The 15,747-nt window shown below is 65.6% G+C and carries 14 protein-coding genes; 2 read left to right on the top strand and 12 right to left on the bottom strand.

All coding sequences use genetic code 11. The annotated features are described in order from the left end of the window. Positions 1–3 precede the first annotated feature (3 nt). The 11 genes from CFR78_RS01085 to hrcA form a co-directional block, all read right to left on the bottom strand. Entirely contained in the window at positions 4–588 is a 585-nt protein-coding gene (locus tag CFR78_RS01085) for a malonic semialdehyde reductase (protein WP_007397058.1), read from the bottom strand. A gap of 33 nt (positions 589–621) precedes the next feature. Next, entirely contained in the window at positions 622–1,185 is a 564-nt protein-coding gene (locus tag CFR78_RS01080; RefSeq protein WP_034926879.1) for a NifU family protein, read from the bottom strand. 114 nt (positions 1,186–1,299) lie between these two features. Beyond that, positions 1,300–2,643 (bottom strand): ATP-binding protein, encoded by a 1,344-nt coding sequence (locus CFR78_RS01075; RefSeq protein ID WP_051671971.1) that lies wholly within the window; start codon positions 2,641–2,643, stop codon positions 1,300–1,302. A 50-nt stretch (positions 2,644–2,693) separates the two neighbouring features. Then, positions 2,694–3,467: a response regulator gene (locus CFR78_RS01070; protein WP_007397061.1), complete on the bottom strand. Its 774-nt coding sequence runs from the start codon at positions 3,465–3,467 to the stop codon at positions 2,694–2,696. 191 nt (positions 3,468–3,658) lie between these two features. Beyond that, positions 3,659–4,966 carry a tol-pal system YbgF family protein gene (locus tag CFR78_RS01065; RefSeq protein ID WP_240471310.1) on the bottom strand — a complete coding sequence of 436 codons (1,308 nt, stop codon included), beginning with the start codon at positions 4,964–4,966 and terminating at the stop codon, positions 3,659–3,661. Positions 4,967–5,086: 120 nt separating this feature from the next. Then, complete coding sequence (locus CFR78_RS01060; protein WP_034926875.1) at positions 5,087–5,857, bottom strand: MotA/TolQ/ExbB proton channel family protein; 771 nt, start codon at positions 5,855–5,857, stop codon at positions 5,087–5,089. Between the two features lie 88 nt (positions 5,858–5,945). After that, positions 5,946–6,368 carry a hypothetical protein gene (locus CFR78_RS01055; RefSeq protein ID WP_223846601.1) on the bottom strand — a complete coding sequence of 141 codons (423 nt, stop codon included), beginning with the start codon at positions 6,366–6,368 and terminating at the stop codon, positions 5,946–5,948. Between the two features lie 145 nt (positions 6,369–6,513). Then, positions 6,514–7,645, bottom strand: a protein-coding gene (gene prfB, locus CFR78_RS01050) for a peptide chain release factor 2 (protein WP_099963273.1) whose coding sequence is annotated in 2 segments (ribosomal slippage) — positions 6,514–7,575 and positions 7,577–7,645 — 1,131 coding nt in all. Because the reading frame shifts where the segments join, the coding sequence is not laid out codon by codon here. Positions 7,646–7,707: 62 nt separating this feature from the next. Next, positions 7,708–10,272 carry a penicillin-binding protein 1A gene (locus CFR78_RS01045; protein ID WP_034926874.1) on the bottom strand — a complete coding sequence of 855 codons (2,565 nt, stop codon included), beginning with the start codon at positions 10,270–10,272 and terminating at the stop codon, positions 7,708–7,710. Between the two features lie 261 nt (positions 10,273–10,533). Beyond that, positions 10,534–11,421, bottom strand: a complete 888-nt coding sequence (locus CFR78_RS01040; RefSeq protein ID WP_034926872.1) for an aldo/keto reductase — start codon at positions 11,419–11,421, stop codon at positions 10,534–10,536. Between the two features lie 120 nt (positions 11,422–11,541). Further along, a complete protein-coding gene (gene hrcA / locus CFR78_RS01035; protein WP_007397071.1) occupies positions 11,542–12,621 on the bottom strand; it encodes a heat-inducible transcriptional repressor HrcA in 1,080 nt (359 codons plus the stop codon). A 143-nt stretch (positions 12,622–12,764) separates the two neighbouring features. Between hrcA and rph the strand changes: the two genes are divergently transcribed. After that, the gene (gene rph, locus CFR78_RS01030; protein ID WP_034927256.1) at positions 12,765–13,493 is read left to right on the top strand and encodes a ribonuclease PH; all 729 of its coding nucleotides are present in this window, start codon (positions 12,765–12,767) and stop codon (positions 13,491–13,493) included. Next, positions 13,490–14,110 carry an RdgB/HAM1 family non-canonical purine NTP pyrophosphatase gene (gene rdgB / locus CFR78_RS01025; RefSeq protein ID WP_034926869.1) on the top strand — a complete coding sequence of 207 codons (621 nt, stop codon included), beginning with the start codon at positions 13,490–13,492 and terminating at the stop codon, positions 14,108–14,110. The genes rph and rdgB overlap by 4 nt, the downstream gene beginning before the upstream one ends. Positions 14,111–14,256: 146 nt before the next feature. Here the strand turns inward: rdgB and CFR78_RS01020 are convergent, their stop codons facing one another. Beyond that, the gene (locus CFR78_RS01020; RefSeq protein WP_034927255.1) at positions 14,257–15,675 is read right to left on the bottom strand and encodes an NAD(P)H-dependent flavin oxidoreductase; all 1,419 of its coding nucleotides are present in this window, start codon (positions 15,673–15,675) and stop codon (positions 14,257–14,259) included. Positions 15,676–15,747 lie beyond the last annotated feature (72 nt).

The following is a 15,747-nucleotide window of genomic DNA, read 5'->3' as shown; positions in this document are numbered from 1 at the left end:
GGCCTATACCACCACGCAGGCATCATCAAAATCCAGGCGGGGCGCACGCGGCGTGGACGGCGGCCCATCGGTATAGCCAAGGCAGACAAGGAAATTGGCCTGCCAGCCCTGCTGTGACAGGAAACCCTCTTCCACCATGGCCGCATCGAACCCCGACAGCGGCAGCGCGGACAGCCCCAGCGCGCGCGCGGCCATGATCAGGTAGCCACCCTGCAGCGTGCCGTTGCGCAGGGCCGTCTCCTCCGCCAGTCCTACATCGGCGGCAAACCACTGCCGGACGCCGGGTGCCGCGTTCAGCGTGTCCATGCGGTCGAAAAACAGCGGGTCATGCGCCACGATGACCGTGACCGGCGCGGTCATCACCCGCTGCACGTTACCGGCGGACAGGGCGGGACGCAGGCGTTCGCGGCAGCCTTCGGTGGTGATGAACACGAAGCGGGCCGGGCAGCAGTTGCCCGATGTCGGGCCAAGACGGACCAGATCATATAACCGCCGCAGCGTATCCTGCCCCACGGGCCGGTCATTCCACGCAACCGGCGTACGTGCATCCCGAAACAGAAGATCAAGCCCAGCGTCGTCAAGCGCCATGAAACATTCCCAGGTTACGCGCAGGCCTGCCGATCATGCCTCTACCTGCTCCACCGATACCACTTCCGGCACGTAATGGCGCAGCATGTTCTCCACCCCATGCTTCAGCGTCGCGCGTGAGGAGGGGCAGCCCGAACACGCCCCCTGCATGGTCAGGCGCACCACGCCATCACGGTAGCCACGGAACACGATGTCCCCGCCATCGCCCGCCACGGCGGGGCGCACGCGGGTATCGAGCAGTTCCTTGATCTGCTGCACGATTTCCTCATCACCCGGCGCAACCAGGTCTTCCACCACCTGTGCATCACTTTCCACAACCGCCTGTCCGGTGGCCAGATAGTCGGCCAGAACGGCCAGAACCTGCGGGCGCAGCCCCTCCCATTCCACGCTGTCGGAACGGGTCACGGCCACGAAATCCGCGCCGAAGAAGACACGCGCCACGCCATCCAGGTCAAACAGCAGTTCAGCCAGGCGCGACCGTCCGGCCACGGAATCGGGGCTGATGAAGTCCGCCGTGGCACCGTTGGCCATGATCTCGCGCCCCGGCAGGAATTTCAGCGTGGCAGGATTGGGGGTGTCTTCCGTTTCGATGAACATTGCTCGGTCTTCCAGACATGACGGGACAGGGGAGAGGCAAAAGTACTGCCCGGGTCCTGTTATATGATCGACCCGGCCGCGAATCCAACCCCACCCGAAGGTACGGGTACGCTTTTAACCGGCCGGGCGTATCACGGTATTGCGGGGCAGGACAATTTCCGCGCACAGCCCGCCCTGCGGGCGGTTGTACAGCCGGAAGCGGCCACCATCACGCGCAACCTCCCGGCTGACAATGGCCAGACCCAGCCCAAGGCCGCCGGTACTGCGCGAGCGCGATCCCTCCACCCGGTAGAACGGGGTCGTGACACGGCCGATTTCCGCATCGGGCAGGCCGGGCCCGTCATCTTCCACCCGGATCAGCAGGCTGTCATCCAGCACCGTCAGGCTGACATGGGCATTGCCGCCATAGTTCACGGCATTGTCAATCAGGTTGCCCAGCACGCGCTTGAGGGCAAGCGGGCGCACGATGGCCTGCGCCTGATCAGGGCCGGAATAGGTCACATCACGGCCCTGATCGGCGTCATCATCCACACGCGTGGCCAGGATGGAGGCGACATTGGCCGGACGCGCCGGTTCGGGGTCCTTCTCCCCCGACAGATAGGCCAGCACGCCGGTTATCATGGCCTCCATTTCCGTCACATCCGCCTCGATTTCCTTCTGGGCGTTCGCGTCATCCAGAAAACCCGCGCGCAGCCGCAGGCGGGCCAACGGCGTGCGCAGGTCGTGGGAGACGGCGGCCAGCGCCTCGGTGCGGTCGGCGATCAGGCGGTTGATGCGGTCCTGCATCTCGTTGATGGCGCGGGCCAGGTAGCGGACCTCACGCGGGCCCTTGTCCGCCAGTGGCACCCAGCGGCCCGAACCCACCGTATCGGCCACATCGGCCAGTGCGCGCAGCGGCATGCTGAGCGCCCGCACCAGCATGCCCGCCGCCAGCAGGACCGCGCCCGCAAGGATCGCGGCCGACACGATCCCGCGCCGCATGTGGTGGGGCTGGAGGATATCAGGCGCCATGAAGCCCATATAACTGCCATCGGACAGGCGCAGCGTGCCCCGCACGTCGGTCGTGCCCGCAATGGTGCCCGACAGGTTCAGCGCATCCCCCTGCAGCGAAGGCAGCGTGCCCGCCATACGGTCGTGCAGCATGCGCAGCGAGGCCGGCTGCCCCTTCATCACACCCTGCTGCGCCGGCGTGCGCCAGTCCACCGTCAGGTCCCCGGTGGAAAGCATGGCGGCCAGCACCATACGCTGTGACGTGGGTGTGGCCGCCAGCACGCGCGCATCGATCACCAGACGCTCACCCACCTGTTCAAGCTGGGCATCATCTATGGTGTAGGTCTCGGCTTCCTCATAGAAGGCGGAGCTGCCCACAAAGACAAGGGCCACGGCCACCAGCAGCACGAACATGACCCGCCCCACCAGCCCGCGCGGCCACAGCGTGATCCGCCGCGCCGCGGGCATCGGGACGCGACCATTATGGGCCGCCCCCTGGCCTGCCACCGGATCCGCGCTCAGATCCGTTCCACTTCCGATGTAAAGATGTAGCCCATCCCCCGTACCGTACGGATCAGGCTGTCCGCATCCGGTCCCAGCTTGCGCCGCAGGCGGCTGACCAGCACATCCACGCTGCGGTCGGACACATCCCCCAGCCGGGTGCGCGACAGTTCAAGCAGCCGGTCGCGGCCAATGACACGCTGCGGGTTGTCAAGGAAGCTGGTCAGCAGGTCATGCTCCGCACCGGAAATCTCGACCGCCACACCCGAAGGGTCCGTCAGTTCACGCCGCCGCAGGTCCAGCATCCACCCGCCGAAGCGCACGGTCTCCCTGCGTTGCCGCCCCGCGCTGGGGGTGGTGACCCCACCGCCGCGCCGGCGCAGCACGGCGCGTACACGCGCCAGCAGTTCCTTCTGGCCAAAGGGTTTGGGCACGTAGTCATCCGCCCCCAGTTCCAGCCCCTGCACGCGGTCCAGTTCCTCGCCACGGGCGGAAACGATGATGATCGGCACCTCCGTCAGCGGTGCCTCCCCCGGTGCCGCCGGGCTGGCCTGCGCGCGCAGGCCCCGGCACAGGTCAAGCCCGTTGGTGCCCGGCAGCATCACGTCCAGAATGATCAGGTCGGCCCCCTGCGCACGCAGCGCATCCCACATCTCCGGGCCATCCTGCACGCCACGCACGCGGTAGCCGTCACCCTGAAGCGCACGGACAAGCAGGGTGCGCATGCCAGGGTCATCTTCCACCACAAGGATGCGGGCGGGCAGATCATCAGTGGCAGGTATCTGTGTCATTCTCTCGGCCATGTTCTCGGTTCAGGACTGGCATGATGCCATTCATGCCACGCCCTTCAGCATATCCAACGCACCGGGACGGGATAAGACCATGGTTCATGTCATAAAATGTCTCTCCCGCCCGGGCGGAAAACAAAAACGGGGTGCCGGACCCAGCCGGCACCCCGTTCCCGTTCCGCTATGCGTGGCGGCTAGTGCGCGGGGGGGGCGGCGTTGAGCTTGAGCACCCAGAACTGGGCAATGTCACGCGCGCCGTTATTGCCTTCAACACTGCCGAGGGTGGCGATGGCAGCAGCCTTCTGCCCGGCGGCGGCCTGCGCCAGCCCCAGATGCAGGCGCCCGATATTGACATCGGACGGCCCCTTGGAAAGGCCCTGCTGCATGAGGGCCAGCCCCTTGTCCGCCTGGCCGAACAGCACATAGTTGTAGCCCGCCGTCAGCATGGCGTTGCCGGTGGTGGCCTGTGCCGCCGCCGCGTCAAGCCCGGCCTTGCGGTCTGCCACGCTCTGGGTCACCAGTGCCTTCAGCTTTTCCTCACGCGGGGCGCTGGCGTCATGCCCCAGCACGCCGCTGCTGTAACCCTGGTTGATGATGTCAAGCGCAAGCTGCGGCATGCCCGCCTGCATGGCAAGCTCGGTAATGTCCATGTATTCGGACGGTGTCTTGACCAGGCCCGCTTCCAGCCGCACGCGGTCGATATCGAACCGCAGCCCCGGCGCCATGTTGGGCACGCTCAGCACGGAATGGACCACCTGCGCCCAGTAATCGGGCTTGGGGTAATAGGTTGCCAGCAGGACATAGGTCTTGGTCAGCGCGCTGTTGTCCTTCAGCTGCGCCTGACAGGTGGCCAGCAGCAGGAGCTGGTTCTCGGCCGGCTTCGCACCCGCCTTGAGCGTGGCATCGATCTGCGCCTGCTGCACACGGGCGGCATTGGCATAATCATGCTGGAGGTAATAGGCCTGGATCAGGATGGTCAGCATCTGCGGGTTCTTGCCACCCGCCTTGATGTATTTTTCCGTTACCGCAACGGCGGTGGGGTAATCCTTGGCGGTGAACGCCATGCTGCCCTCGGCCAGCGCCATCTGTTCCTTGGTGGCGGCGGGCGTGCGCGGCGACGCGATCAGTGTGTCATAGGCCGCGATCGCGGCCGGCACGTTGCCCGACTGCGCCGCCACGGCGGCGCGCATCTGCGCGATGGTATAGGATTCAAAGTCGGACTTGCCGCTCACGGCATCGGCTGCGTCCACATCGGCCATGGCCTGCGGGTATTTTTTGGCGGCAAGTTCGGTCTGGGCCCTCTGCAGCGCCACGCCAACCTTCTCTCCCAGCTGGTCCGCCGCATGGGCGCCATGCGCGGGCAGCACGCCCGCCACCGGCAGCGCCATCATGACCCCCGCCAGCAGGCGCCCGCGCAACTGGAAGAGCGATTTAGATGTGATGTTTTTCAACTGGATGTCCTTCCATGAACGGGTCATGGCCCGATTGATCGGCCAGGGCATCAGGATGGACCCGCTCGGCCCATCATTCAATCCGCCCTGACCAGCGGCAGCGGAGGGTCCGTTACAGAATGGACCCGCCACGCCGGAATGCAGGATCAGCTCACACGCGCAGGCGGCGTGTCATTTCGCCACATCGTGCGTTTCATGGCGGTAGCCGCCAATCAGGATGGACTGCAGGTCGGCCGCGAAGTTGCGCACCTCGTCCAGCGCGCCCTTGTTGCGGCGGACCAGCATGTTGTAGCCCAGCACCGCCGGCACCGCGGTGCCCAGGCCGATGGCGGTCATGATCAGCGATTCACCGACCGGGCCGGCAACCTTGTCGATCGAGGCCTGCCCCGCGATGCCGATGGCCGTCAGCGCGTGATAGATGCCCCACACCGTGCCGAACAGCCCCACGAACGGAGAGGTGGACCCCACCGTGCCAAGGAAGGCCAGGCCGCCCTGCAGGCGGTTCTGGACAAAGTCCACCGAACGCTGGAGGGACAACGCGGTCCAGGACGGCAGGTCGATGGTTTCCTGCATCGTGCCTTCATGGTGCTCGGCGGCCTTGATGCCGGTATCGGCAATGTAGCGGAACGGCGACGCGGTATCGAGCTGGCTGGCCCCCTGCCGGATGTCGGCCGCGGGCCAGAACTTGGCCTTTACTTCCTTCACGTCCTTGAAGATGCGCGCCTGTTCCAGGAACTTGATGATCATGATGTACCAGGTGCCCACCGACATCACCACCATGATGAGCAGCACGGTACGGGCGATGAAATCACCATTCGACCACAGCGCACCCAGCCCGTACGGGTTGGAGTCGGCCGCGGCGGCTGGGGTTGCATACGCAAGGGCTGGCAGGGCGGTAAGCAGCGCGGCCGCGATGACTGAGTTACGATGCTGTCGGGTCATTTCCCTAAAATCCTCTGACGAATAAAGCCATGGCTCTGGCCTGCAACACTTTTCATGATTGCTATCTGACCAGTCCGGACATTGAAAATCAATCCACCTGTAACGATTTCGGAACAATTTCCGGCTGGCGGACACGCCTGTCCGCCCCGATGACCGGGGCGGGAATGACGGGTCCCGCCGGCTGGACCATGACCGGGCGCGGCAGGGCGGGCGCCTTCGGCACGAAGGGCGGCGGCATGGGAATGATCCGCAGCGTAACCGGCGGCAGCGGGCGATAGGGCGCCGGGAACATGGGCCGGGCCTTGGGGCGCAGCCCATAGGCCAGCACGGACAGGACAACGACATGGACCAGCACGATCACCCCGGTCACGCGCAGATAGGGCGTCCGCCTGCGCTGCCGGGCCGCGTACTCCATTCCCATCGCTTCGTTAGACCACATGCCGCCCCTGTTCACCCGCCATAGCAGCGGCCCGCCCGTATGGCGCAGGCCCGCAACTGATTGCCAGACCATGAATTGGGGGTGGTCAGGCTGTGTGTGTCAAGCAGGTTATGCAACAGATGCGCAACAAAATTCCCTTTACGGAACAATGTCTCACCCTGCATGCCACAAAAAACCCCGCAGCCGGGGCTGCGGGGTGGAACACGACCGGCGCGGGTTACTGCGCCTGGGCACTCGCCTCGGAGCGGGTCGCCCCCACGCGCGCGGCCAGGGCCGCGGCCATGAAGTCATCAATGTCACCATCAAGGATGGCGTCGGGATTGGTTTTTTCCACGTTGGTCCGCAGATCCTTCACCAGCTGGTAGGGCGCCAGCACGTAGGAACGGATCTGGTGGCCCCAGCCGATATCGGTCTTGTTCGCCTCGGTCTGGGCGGCGGCGGCCTCGCGCTTCTGCAGTTCCTGCTCGTACATGCGCGCCTTGAGCATGGTCATGGCGGTGGCACGGTTGCGGTGCTGGGAGCGGTCGGTCTGGCAGGCCACCACGATGCCGGTGGGGATGTGCGTGATACGGATGGCCGATTCCGTCTTGTTGACGTGCTGGCCGCCCGCACCCGATGCACGGAAGGTGTCCACCCGCAGATCGGCCTCGTTGATCTCGATCTCGATCGAATCGTCCACCACCGGATAGACCCATACGGAGGCGAAGGAGGTCTGCCGCCGTGCCGCCGCATCAAAGGGCGAGATACGGACAAGACGATGCACCCCGGCCTCGGTCTTGAGCCAGCCATAGGCATTGGGGCCACTGACCTGGATGGTGGCGGACTTGATGCCGGCCTGCTCGCCCTCCGAGCTTTCCATCATGGTCACCTTGTAACCATGCTGCTCGGCCCAGCGGGTGTACATGCGCAGCAGCATCTCGGCCCAGTCCTGCGCCTCCGTGCCACCCGCGCCGGCATTGACTTCCAGATAGCAGTCATTGCCATCCGCCTCGCCCGAGAGCAGGCTTTCGGTCTCGCGGCGCTTGGCTTCCTCGGCTAGGGCGCGCAGGCCCGCCACCGCTTCGGCCACTACGGCCGAGTCGCCTTCCATTTCCGCAAGCTCGACCAGTTCGAGCGTGTCATTCACATCGGCTTCAAGCCGCTGCACGCCCTCGATCTGGTTGGCCAGCAGCGTGCGCTCGCGCATGAGCTTCTGCGCCGCTTCGGCATCGTTCCACAATTCGGGGTCTTCGGCCCGGTTGTTCAGTTCCGCCAGGCGGTCGATTGCGACATCCCAGTCAAAGATGCCTCCTCAGCAGTGCCACCGACTGCTTGATCTGGTCGTTCAGGGCCTCTGTCTCGGCAGACATGGGCTTGCTCCTTGGTCAACGGTCATAAGGGCCGGGCGCACGCGGCACCCGCCAATGGGGCGTCAATACAGGCCACCCATGCCAATGTCACCCCCGGAAGGCTGGGATGCGGCCGGTGCGCCGGGGGCTGCCGCATGCCCGGCCGAAGTGGTGCCGTCAGGCGCCACGACCGGGCTGCCCGGCGTGGTGGCCATGTCCGTCTCGGAATCGGGCATGTTCTCGGCCCCGGTATCCGCCGCGGTCAGCGCCATGCCCGAACCGGCGCCCAGATCAACGCTTATGCCGGGCACCTGCCCGGGCTTGAAGGCGTCGATCGCCATGCCCATGCCGGTATCATAGCGGGCCAGTTGCACGCCTTCGGGCACACGGAAGTCAAGGCGCGGGCGCGTGGCCAGCGCCGCCTTCATCACCTGATTCCAGATCGGGCCGGCAATCACGCCACCGGTCTCGTTCTTGCCCAGCGACTGCGGCGTATCGAATCCGACCCACACCACCGTGACCAGATCGGGCGAGAAGCCCGCGAACCATGCATCGTTGAAATCCTGGCTGGTGCCGGTCTTGCCCGCGATGGGCCGGTCGATGCCCGCGCCCGCATGGGTGCCGGTGCCACGCCGGATCACATCCTGCATCATCGCCACGATCTGGCTGGCGGAGGCGGCGGAGACGACCTGCGGCCGGGTATCGACCATCCGCGGGCCATCGGCGGGCGTGCCGCCGGGCTGCCAGTCGAGACCGCCGGAACGCCACATCACGTTGCCGTTGCGATCCTTGATGTCATCGATCAGGGTGGGTGTGACCAGCCTGCCGCCATTGGCGATAGTGGCGTAGGCGGCGGCCTCACGCATGACCGTGGTTTCCACCGCACCAAGGGCTGCGGGCAGCACCAGCGGCATGGAATGGGCCAGCCCCAGTGTCTGCGCCAGTGCGGCCACCGGCTTCATGCCGATCTGGGCCGCCAGGCGGATGGTGACAAGATTACGCGATTCGCGCAGCGCGTCATGCAGCGTGGTCGGCCCCCAGAAATCCTTCTCGTAGTTGTTTGGATGCCATTCACCGTAGCTTACCGGCGAGTCATCGAATTTCTGGGAGGGCGAGATCCCCTGTTCCATCGCCGCCAGGTAGACGAACGGCTTGAAGGAGGAACCGGGCTGGCGGGCGGCCTGTGTCGCGCGGTTGAACTGCGATTCCCTGAATGACCAGCCGCCGACCATCGCCATCACCCGGCCGGTATGGACATCGATGGTGGCCAGCGCGCCCTCCACCCGTGGCACCTGCCGGATGGCAACGCCACTGCCATCGGCCTGCGGTTCGACCAGCAGCACGTCACCTGTCTGGATGCCCTTGCCACCGCGCATCCAGGCCCGGTCACGCGCCAGCAGTTCACCCGTACGGGGCACGACCGGATCACGCCCCTCCAGCCAGCCCACGCGGCCGGTGGCGGCCGACAGCACCACCGCCACCCGCCACTGTTCCAGCATGGCAACCGGCGGCGTGACACGGGCCAGCGCGTTGGCCCAGTCGCCCGTCGCCTCGCTTTCATCGACATGGGCGAACGCGCCGCGCCAGCCACCATGGGCGCGGTCATAGCGCAGCAGCCCGTCGCGCAGGGCGGTGGTGGCCACCTGCTGCAGGTGTGAGTCAAGCGAGGTATGGACCGAAAGCCCACCTTCCATGGTGGTGCCGATGCCGTAGCGTTCGATCAGTTCGCGGCGCACTTCCTCGGCAAACCATTCGGATGCGGGCACCGGGCCGGGACGGGTGAAGTTGGCGGGCACCAGCGGTTCAAGCTGGGCGGTACGGGCTTCCTCCGGCGTGATGACCTTCAGGTCCGCCATGCGGTCCAGCACCCAGTTGCGGCGATTGGTCGCCGCCTGCACGAAGCGGTGCGGGTTGTAGTTGGTGGGGGATTTGGGCAGCGCACCCAGAAAGGCGGCTTCGGCATTGTCAAGCTGGTCGAGCGGCTTGTTGAAATAGGTCTGTGCGGCAGCGGCGATGCCGTAGGCGCCCTCGCCCAGATAGATTTCATTGAGATAGATCTCGAGGATCTGCTCCTTGCTCAGCGTCTGTTCCAGCCGCATGGCCAGCAGCGCTTCCTTGATCTTGCGGTCGATCGACACCGCATTCGACCCCAGCAGCATGATGCGCGCGACCTGCTGGGTGATGGTGGAGGCACCGATGGGGCGATGCTTGGTGCCATGCATCATCATGTCGGTCAGGCCCGCGCGCAGGATGGCCATCGGGTCCACGCCGCCATGGGTGAAGAATTTCTGGTCCTCGGCCGCCAGGAAGGCACTGCGCACGCGCTCGGGGATGGCGCTGTAGGGGACGAATATGCGCCGCTCGGCCGCCAGTTCCGCCATGACCTGGTCATCACCGGAATACAGGCGGCTCATCACCGGTGGCTGGTAGGTGCGCAGGCCGTCCACCGTGGGCAGGCCCTCGCTCAGGCGTTCATATTCCCGCCATGCCACCAGTCCCGCCGTGCTGCCACCCAGCAGCACCACGGCCAGTGTCGCGCCCGCCAGCCAGCGCACCATCCGGTAGCGGGGCCGGCGTGGGCCACCCGGACCCGGCCGGGAGGGTCCATCAATCCGGCCATCACGGCCTGATCCGTCAGCAAGCGTCATCCGGTATCCAATAGGGAAAGAAAGGGGCCGTTATGTGTCGATGGCCCCTGTCTAGCATTGTCCGCCGCCGCCGTCGCCCCTGATCCATCCGCCCATGCCAGTCCGCGCGCCCGGAAACCGTTTCCACAACGGGCCTTCGATAAAGCATGGCAAACGTTTCCGGAGGCCGCCTTTTTTCAACAAGGGCAGCGTTCTCCGAAGTTTTTTGAAAAAAGCCTCACCAAAAACCCCTGCACGGTCTACCGCCTGCGGACCAGCCTTTCAGGCATTGTTCCGGCTGGCCCATTCGGCCCGGCCGTCATTGTCCAGCTGGCGGAATTCCTCATCACTCAGGTCAATGGCGGCGGCGGCCGCGTTATCGGCCAGGTGGTCGGGGCTGCTGGTGCCGGGAATGGGCAGCATGACCGGCGCGCGGCGCAGCAGCCATGCCAGCGCGACCTGGCCGGGCCGCACGCCCTTCTCGCTGGCCAGGCGGGTCAGCAGGGTATCGCCCTTCGTCAGGCTGCCCGCCGCCAGTGGCGCCCATGGAATGAAGCCGATGTTCTCCTTCGTGCAGTAATCCAGCACATCTTCCGAATACCGGTTGACGAGGTTGAAGCGGTTCTGGACGGTCGCCACCGGGAAATACAGCCGCGCGCGCTCGATCATCTCCACCGTCACCTCGGACAGGCCGACATGGCGGATCAGCCCCTGCGCGCGCATGGTGGCAATCGCCTCGAACTGCCGTTCGGGCGTGCAGTCGGCACCCACACGATGCAACTGCCACAGGTCGATACGCTCCACCCCCAGCCTGCGCATGCTCATCAGCACGCACTGGCGCAGGTAGTCAGGGTTGCCCACCGGCTTCCATATGTCCGGGCCGTGACGGGTGTGGCCGCCCTTGGTGGCGATTATGGTGTCCGTGTAGGGATGCAGCGCCTCGCGGATCAGGTCCTCGCTCACAAACGGGCCGTAGGCATCCGCCGTATCAACGAAGTTGATGCCCAGTTCGGGCAGGCGGCGCAGGGTGGCGAGTGCCGCCGCCCGGTCGGCCGGTTCCCCCCATATGCCGGGGCCGGTAATGCGCATGGCGCCAAAACCCAGCCGCGTGACCTCCAGGTCACCCCCGATCATGAATGAACCGGACTGCCTTGCATCAGGCGTGAACATACCGTTCTCCTTGCGCGTTCAGGCGCGTCGCGGCCCCGTTGGAAGGCTGCGGCGCGCGGTTGTGCCGTGTGGTGGACATAAAGGCCGCCGGCGGGCCGGGTTGCATGACAATACCGGCCTTCAGCCCAGCATGCGGCCAATCACGCGGGCGGTATAGTCCACCACGGGAATGATGCGGGCATAGTTGATGCGCGTGGGTCCGATCACACCGATCGCGCCCACGATGCGGTTGCTGTCGGTGCGCGCGGGGGCGACCACGACCGACATGCCCGCCATACCGAACAGCCCGCTTTCCGCCCCGATGAAGATGCGCACCCCTTCGGATTCACGGGCAAGGTCCAGCAGGCGCAGCATGGTCTCCTGCGTTTCCAGCCGCTCGAACAGCATCTGGATGGTGGTCAGGCGCTCGATCTCGGTCACATCGGCCAGCAGGCGGCCCTGACCGCGTATGAACAGGGTACCGCCGCGCTCGTCAGCGTCACTCCATGTGGCAAGGCCACTGGCCACCACCTCCGCCGTCAGGTGGTCCAGTTCGTTGCGGTTGGCCGTCATGTCGGTACTGACCGTCTCGCGCAGGCGGTCCAGCGTCTGGCCGGACAGATGGGCGTTAAGGTAGTTGCCCGCTTCCACCAGTGCGGAAGGCGGCAGGCCCGGCGGGGTCTCGATCACGCGGTTTTCCACCTGCCCGTCCGCGCTGACCAGAATGACCAGCGCCCGCCCCGGACCAAGGGCCACGAATTCGATATGCTTGATGGTGGCGCCATCGCTTTTGGGTGCCATGACCACCCCCGCCGCCGAGGACAGGCCCGACAGCATGGACGATGCCTGCGCCAGCGTATCCTCCAAGGAGCGGCCCTTTACATCCAGCATGCCCGCGATGCTTTCGCGCTCCTCCTCGCTCAGGTTGCCGAACTGCAGCAGGCCATCGACAAACAGCCGCACGCCCTTCTCCGTTGGCAGGCGACCGGCCGAGGCATGGGGGGAAAACAGCAGCCCCGCATCGGTCAGGTCCGCCATGACATTGCGAATCGTGGCGGGCGAGAGCGAAAGCGGCAGGCGTTGCGAGAGCGTGCGTGAACCCATCGGCTCGCCCGTTTCGACATACTGCTCCACGATCTCACGCAGGATCGCGGCGGATCGCGGGTCCAGCCCGGACAGCAGGCCCGGCTGCGGTACCGGTGGTCGGGTTTCCATCGCCATGCCTCCTGTTTGCCTCATCCATCCCCTGCGGTGCCCCGCATGTCGCCATTATAGCAGATCATATGCTTCCCTGCCCACGCGGGACTGGAAATAGACGGGGATTGCACGCTATGCCGCCCCATCACCTTGCGGAGACCCATCCCATGCGCCCATCCGGCCGTGCCACCGACGCGCTGCGTCCCGTCTTTATCCAGACCGGCTTTGCCCGCCATGCGGAAGGCTCGGCCCTGATCCGCATGGGCGGGACCGAAGTCCTGTGCGCCGCCAGCGTGGAAACGCGCGTCCCCTCCTTCCTGCGCGGCAAGGGCCAGGGCTGGGTCACGGCGGAATACGGCATGCTGCCGCGCGCCACCCACAGCCGTGGCCCGCGTGAGGCCGCAAAGGGCAGACAGAGCGGCCGCACCCAGGAAATCCAGCGCCTGATCGCCCGCTCGCTACGCGCCGTGACCGACCTCAGGGCATTGGGGGAGATCTCGATCACGGTGGATTGTGACGTGCTCAACGCCGATGGTGGCACGCGCTGCGCCGCCATTACCGGCGCATGGGTGGCGCTGCGCCTGGCACTGGAAACGCTGGTGCGCGCGGGCACCCTGCCCGCCGTGCCGCTGAAGGGGCAGGTTGCCGCCGTATCGTGCGGGCTGACGCAGGAAGGCGCCGTGCTTGACCTTGATTACGCGGAAGACAGCACGGCGCGCGCCGATTCCAATTTTGTCCTGACCGCCGATGGTGGCATTGTGGAAATACAGGGTACCGCCGAGCAGGACCCCTTTACCGAGGCACAGTTCAATACCCTCATGCGGCTTGCCCGCACCGGGACGGCGGAACTGTTCCGCATCCAGACCGCCACAGTCGAAGAGGCCCTCAAGGCATGACAACCCGACCCAACCGCCTGAACCGGGGCGACACACTGGTCCTGGCCACCCATAACAAGGGCAAGATTGCCGAATTCGCGGCCCTTCTGGGGGGCTACGGCATTCATGTCCGTTCGGCGGGCGACCTTTCACTGCCCGAGCCGGAGGAAACGGCGGACAGCTTTGCCGGGAACGCCGCCATCAAGGCCGTAGCCGCCGCAAAGGCCGCGAACCTGCCCGCACTGGCCGATGATTCCGGCTTCTGCGTCTCCGCCCTTGGCGGGGCACCGGGCATCTTCTCCGCCCGCTGGGCCGGGCCGGACAAGGATTATCCCGACGCCATGCGCCGTATCCATGAGCAGATCGGCGACAGTCCCGACCGGGGCGCGTGGTTTATTTCCGTCCTGTGCCTTGCCTGGCCCGACGGGCAGACCGAAACATTCGAGGGCCGGATTGACGGCCATGTCGTCTGGCCGCCGCATGGCACCAACGGCCACGGCTATGACCCGATTTTCGCCCCCGGCGATGGCGCCCGCACCTTTGCCGACATGACGGATGCGCAGAAGAACGCCATAAGCCATCGCGGGCTGGCCTTCGCCCTGTTCCGCGATGCCTGCCTGCCGCAGGATGCGGCATAAAATAAGGCCGGCCCCGACAGGGCCGGCCTTCAGAAACTGACAAACGTTTCCGGGTGCCGCCTTTTTTCAGAAAGGCGGCGTTCCCTGAAGCTTTTTGTAAAAAGCTTCACCAAAAACTTCTGTTCTTTTTTTATCGATAATGGCGCCTAGCGCCCGGTCATGATCCGTTCGAGCAACTGCGCCACGGTGGGCACGAAGCCATTGGCGTAGAACGGATCGGTGGCGAACCGCCATGCATTGGTGCCACCGAACATGAGGTTGTTGTCAATCACCGCCTCCTGATCCGGCCCATGGGCGTGGGCCGCGGCCTGCAGGGTTTTCTGGATGCAGTAGGAACGCGGGTCCGCCTTGTGCCCGTTGGAATAGGCGGGCGGGCGCTGCGACCAGTTGGAAAACCGGCATTCCGACAGGCAGCCCATGCAGGCCCCCTGATCGGCCAGGATCTCGCGCGCCTTTCCGGGGCTGACGAACACCACCGTGTTATCCGGTGTGCGCATGGCCTCGGTATGGCCTTCCTGCATCCACAGCTGCGCGCGCTGCCGGTCGGCGGGGGTGACAAAAACCTGCCGCCCGCGTGCGCCAATGGCCAGTGGCGCGGTGTGCTCGCCCATTTCCTCGGGCGAGAAGGGCACCTGCCGTTCCGAACGCCCGCGCAGTTCGCGCAGGAACGTGTTGTTCACGGCGGAAGAATAGAAGCCCGTGGGCGAGAAGCGGTTGAGGAACACATCCCCCTTCTTCAACGTCAGCAGGCGGCGCTTCCACGCATCGGGGATCGGGCTTTCGCGCGTCAGCAGCGGGCGGGTGCCGAACTGGAACACGATCGGCCCCAGTTCGGGGTTGTCGATCCAGTCCTGCCATTCCTCCAGCCACCACACGCCACCGGCCATGATGATGGGGGTCTGATCCAGGCCAAAGGCGCGCATCTGCTTGCGCAGCGCCAGCACGCGGGGGAACGGATCTTCCGGTGCCAGCGGGTTTTCGGTGTTGGACAGGCCATTATGGCCGCCAGCCCGCCATGGGTCTTCATACACCACGCCGCCCAGCAGTTCCGCCGTCTTATGGTACGAACGGCGCCACAGGGCATTGAAGGCGCGGGCGGAAGAGACGATGGGATAGTAATGGATGCCGAAACGGGCCGCGATTTCCGACAGGCGGTACGGCATGCCCGCGCCACAGGTCAGCCCCTGGATCAGGCCCGGTGCACCTTCCAGCACGCCGGTGATGACCCGCTCGGCCCCACCCATTTCCCACAGGATGTTGGCGTGTATCCGCCCCCTGCCACCGGCAAGCTCATGCGCGATGCGCGCCTGGGCAATACCACCGCGGATGGCGTAATCGACCAGTTCCTCGTGCCGTTCACGCCGTGTCCTGCCGTGATAGGTCTGGGGGACGATGTTGCCGTTCTCATCATAGGAATCGGCATTCACGATCGAGATCGTGCCAGCGCCACCCGCCGCCGCCCAGTGTCCGGCGGAAACGCCAGTCGAGATCGAGACGCCCTTCCCCCCTTCTACCAGGGGCAGAATATCCGTCCCGCCCATACGGATCGCATTGATCGGCTTCATCACCATTCCATCGTCATGTATCTGCCCGGGCGCGGGGCACGCCATCTGGCGCTCCCGCGTCCGGGTTATCAA

This window comes from Komagataeibacter rhaeticus, assembly GCF_003207855.1.
Taxonomy (GTDB): domain Bacteria; phylum Pseudomonadota; class Alphaproteobacteria; order Acetobacterales; family Acetobacteraceae; genus Komagataeibacter; species Komagataeibacter rhaeticus.
This window is presented reverse-complemented; position numbering and strand designations above follow the sequence as displayed.

Bases quoted from the DNA above. Each gene is read 5' to 3' on its own strand.
- CFR78_RS01055 (WP_223846601.1), bottom strand. From the start codon at position 6,368: ATGGTCTGGCAATCAGTTGCGGGCCTGCGCCATACGGGCGGGCCGCTG.
- rph (WP_034927256.1), top strand. From the start codon at position 12,765: ATGCGCCCATCCGGCCGTGCCACCGACGCGCTGCGTCCCGTCTTTATC.
- CFR78_RS01045 (WP_034926874.1), bottom strand. From the start codon at position 10,272: ATGACGCTTGCTGACGGATCAGGCCGTGATGGCCGGATTGATGGACCC.
- CFR78_RS01070 (WP_007397061.1), bottom strand. From the start codon at position 3,467: ATGACACAGATACCTGCCACTGATGATCTGCCCGCCCGCATCCTTGTG.
- hrcA (WP_007397071.1), bottom strand. From the start codon at position 12,621: ATGGCGATGGAAACCCGACCACCGGTACCGCAGCCGGGCCTGCTGTCC.
- CFR78_RS01060 (WP_034926875.1), bottom strand. From the start codon at position 5,857: ATGACCCGACAGCATCGTAACTCAGTCATCGCGGCCGCGCTGCTTACC.
- rdgB (WP_034926869.1), top strand. From the start codon at position 13,490: ATGACAACCCGACCCAACCGCCTGAACCGGGGCGACACACTGGTCCTG.
- CFR78_RS01040 (WP_034926872.1), bottom strand. From the start codon at position 11,421: ATGTTCACGCCTGATGCAAGGCAGTCCGGTTCATTCATGATCGGGGGT.
- CFR78_RS01065 (WP_240471310.1), bottom strand. From the start codon at position 4,966: ATGCCCTGGCCGATCAATCGGGCCATGACCCGTTCATGGAAGGACATC.
- CFR78_RS01020 (WP_034927255.1), bottom strand. From the start codon at position 15,675: ATGAAGCCGATCAATGCGATCCGTATGGGCGGGACGGATATTCTGCCC.
- CFR78_RS01080 (WP_034926879.1), bottom strand. From the start codon at position 1,185: ATGTTCATCGAAACGGAAGACACCCCCAATCCTGCCACGCTGAAATTC.
- CFR78_RS01085 (WP_007397058.1), bottom strand. From the start codon at position 588: ATGGCGCTTGACGACGCTGGGCTTGATCTTCTGTTTCGGGATGCACGT.
- CFR78_RS01075 (WP_051671971.1), bottom strand. From the start codon at position 2,643: ATGCCCGCGGCGCGGCGGATCACGCTGTGGCCGCGCGGGCTGGTGGGG.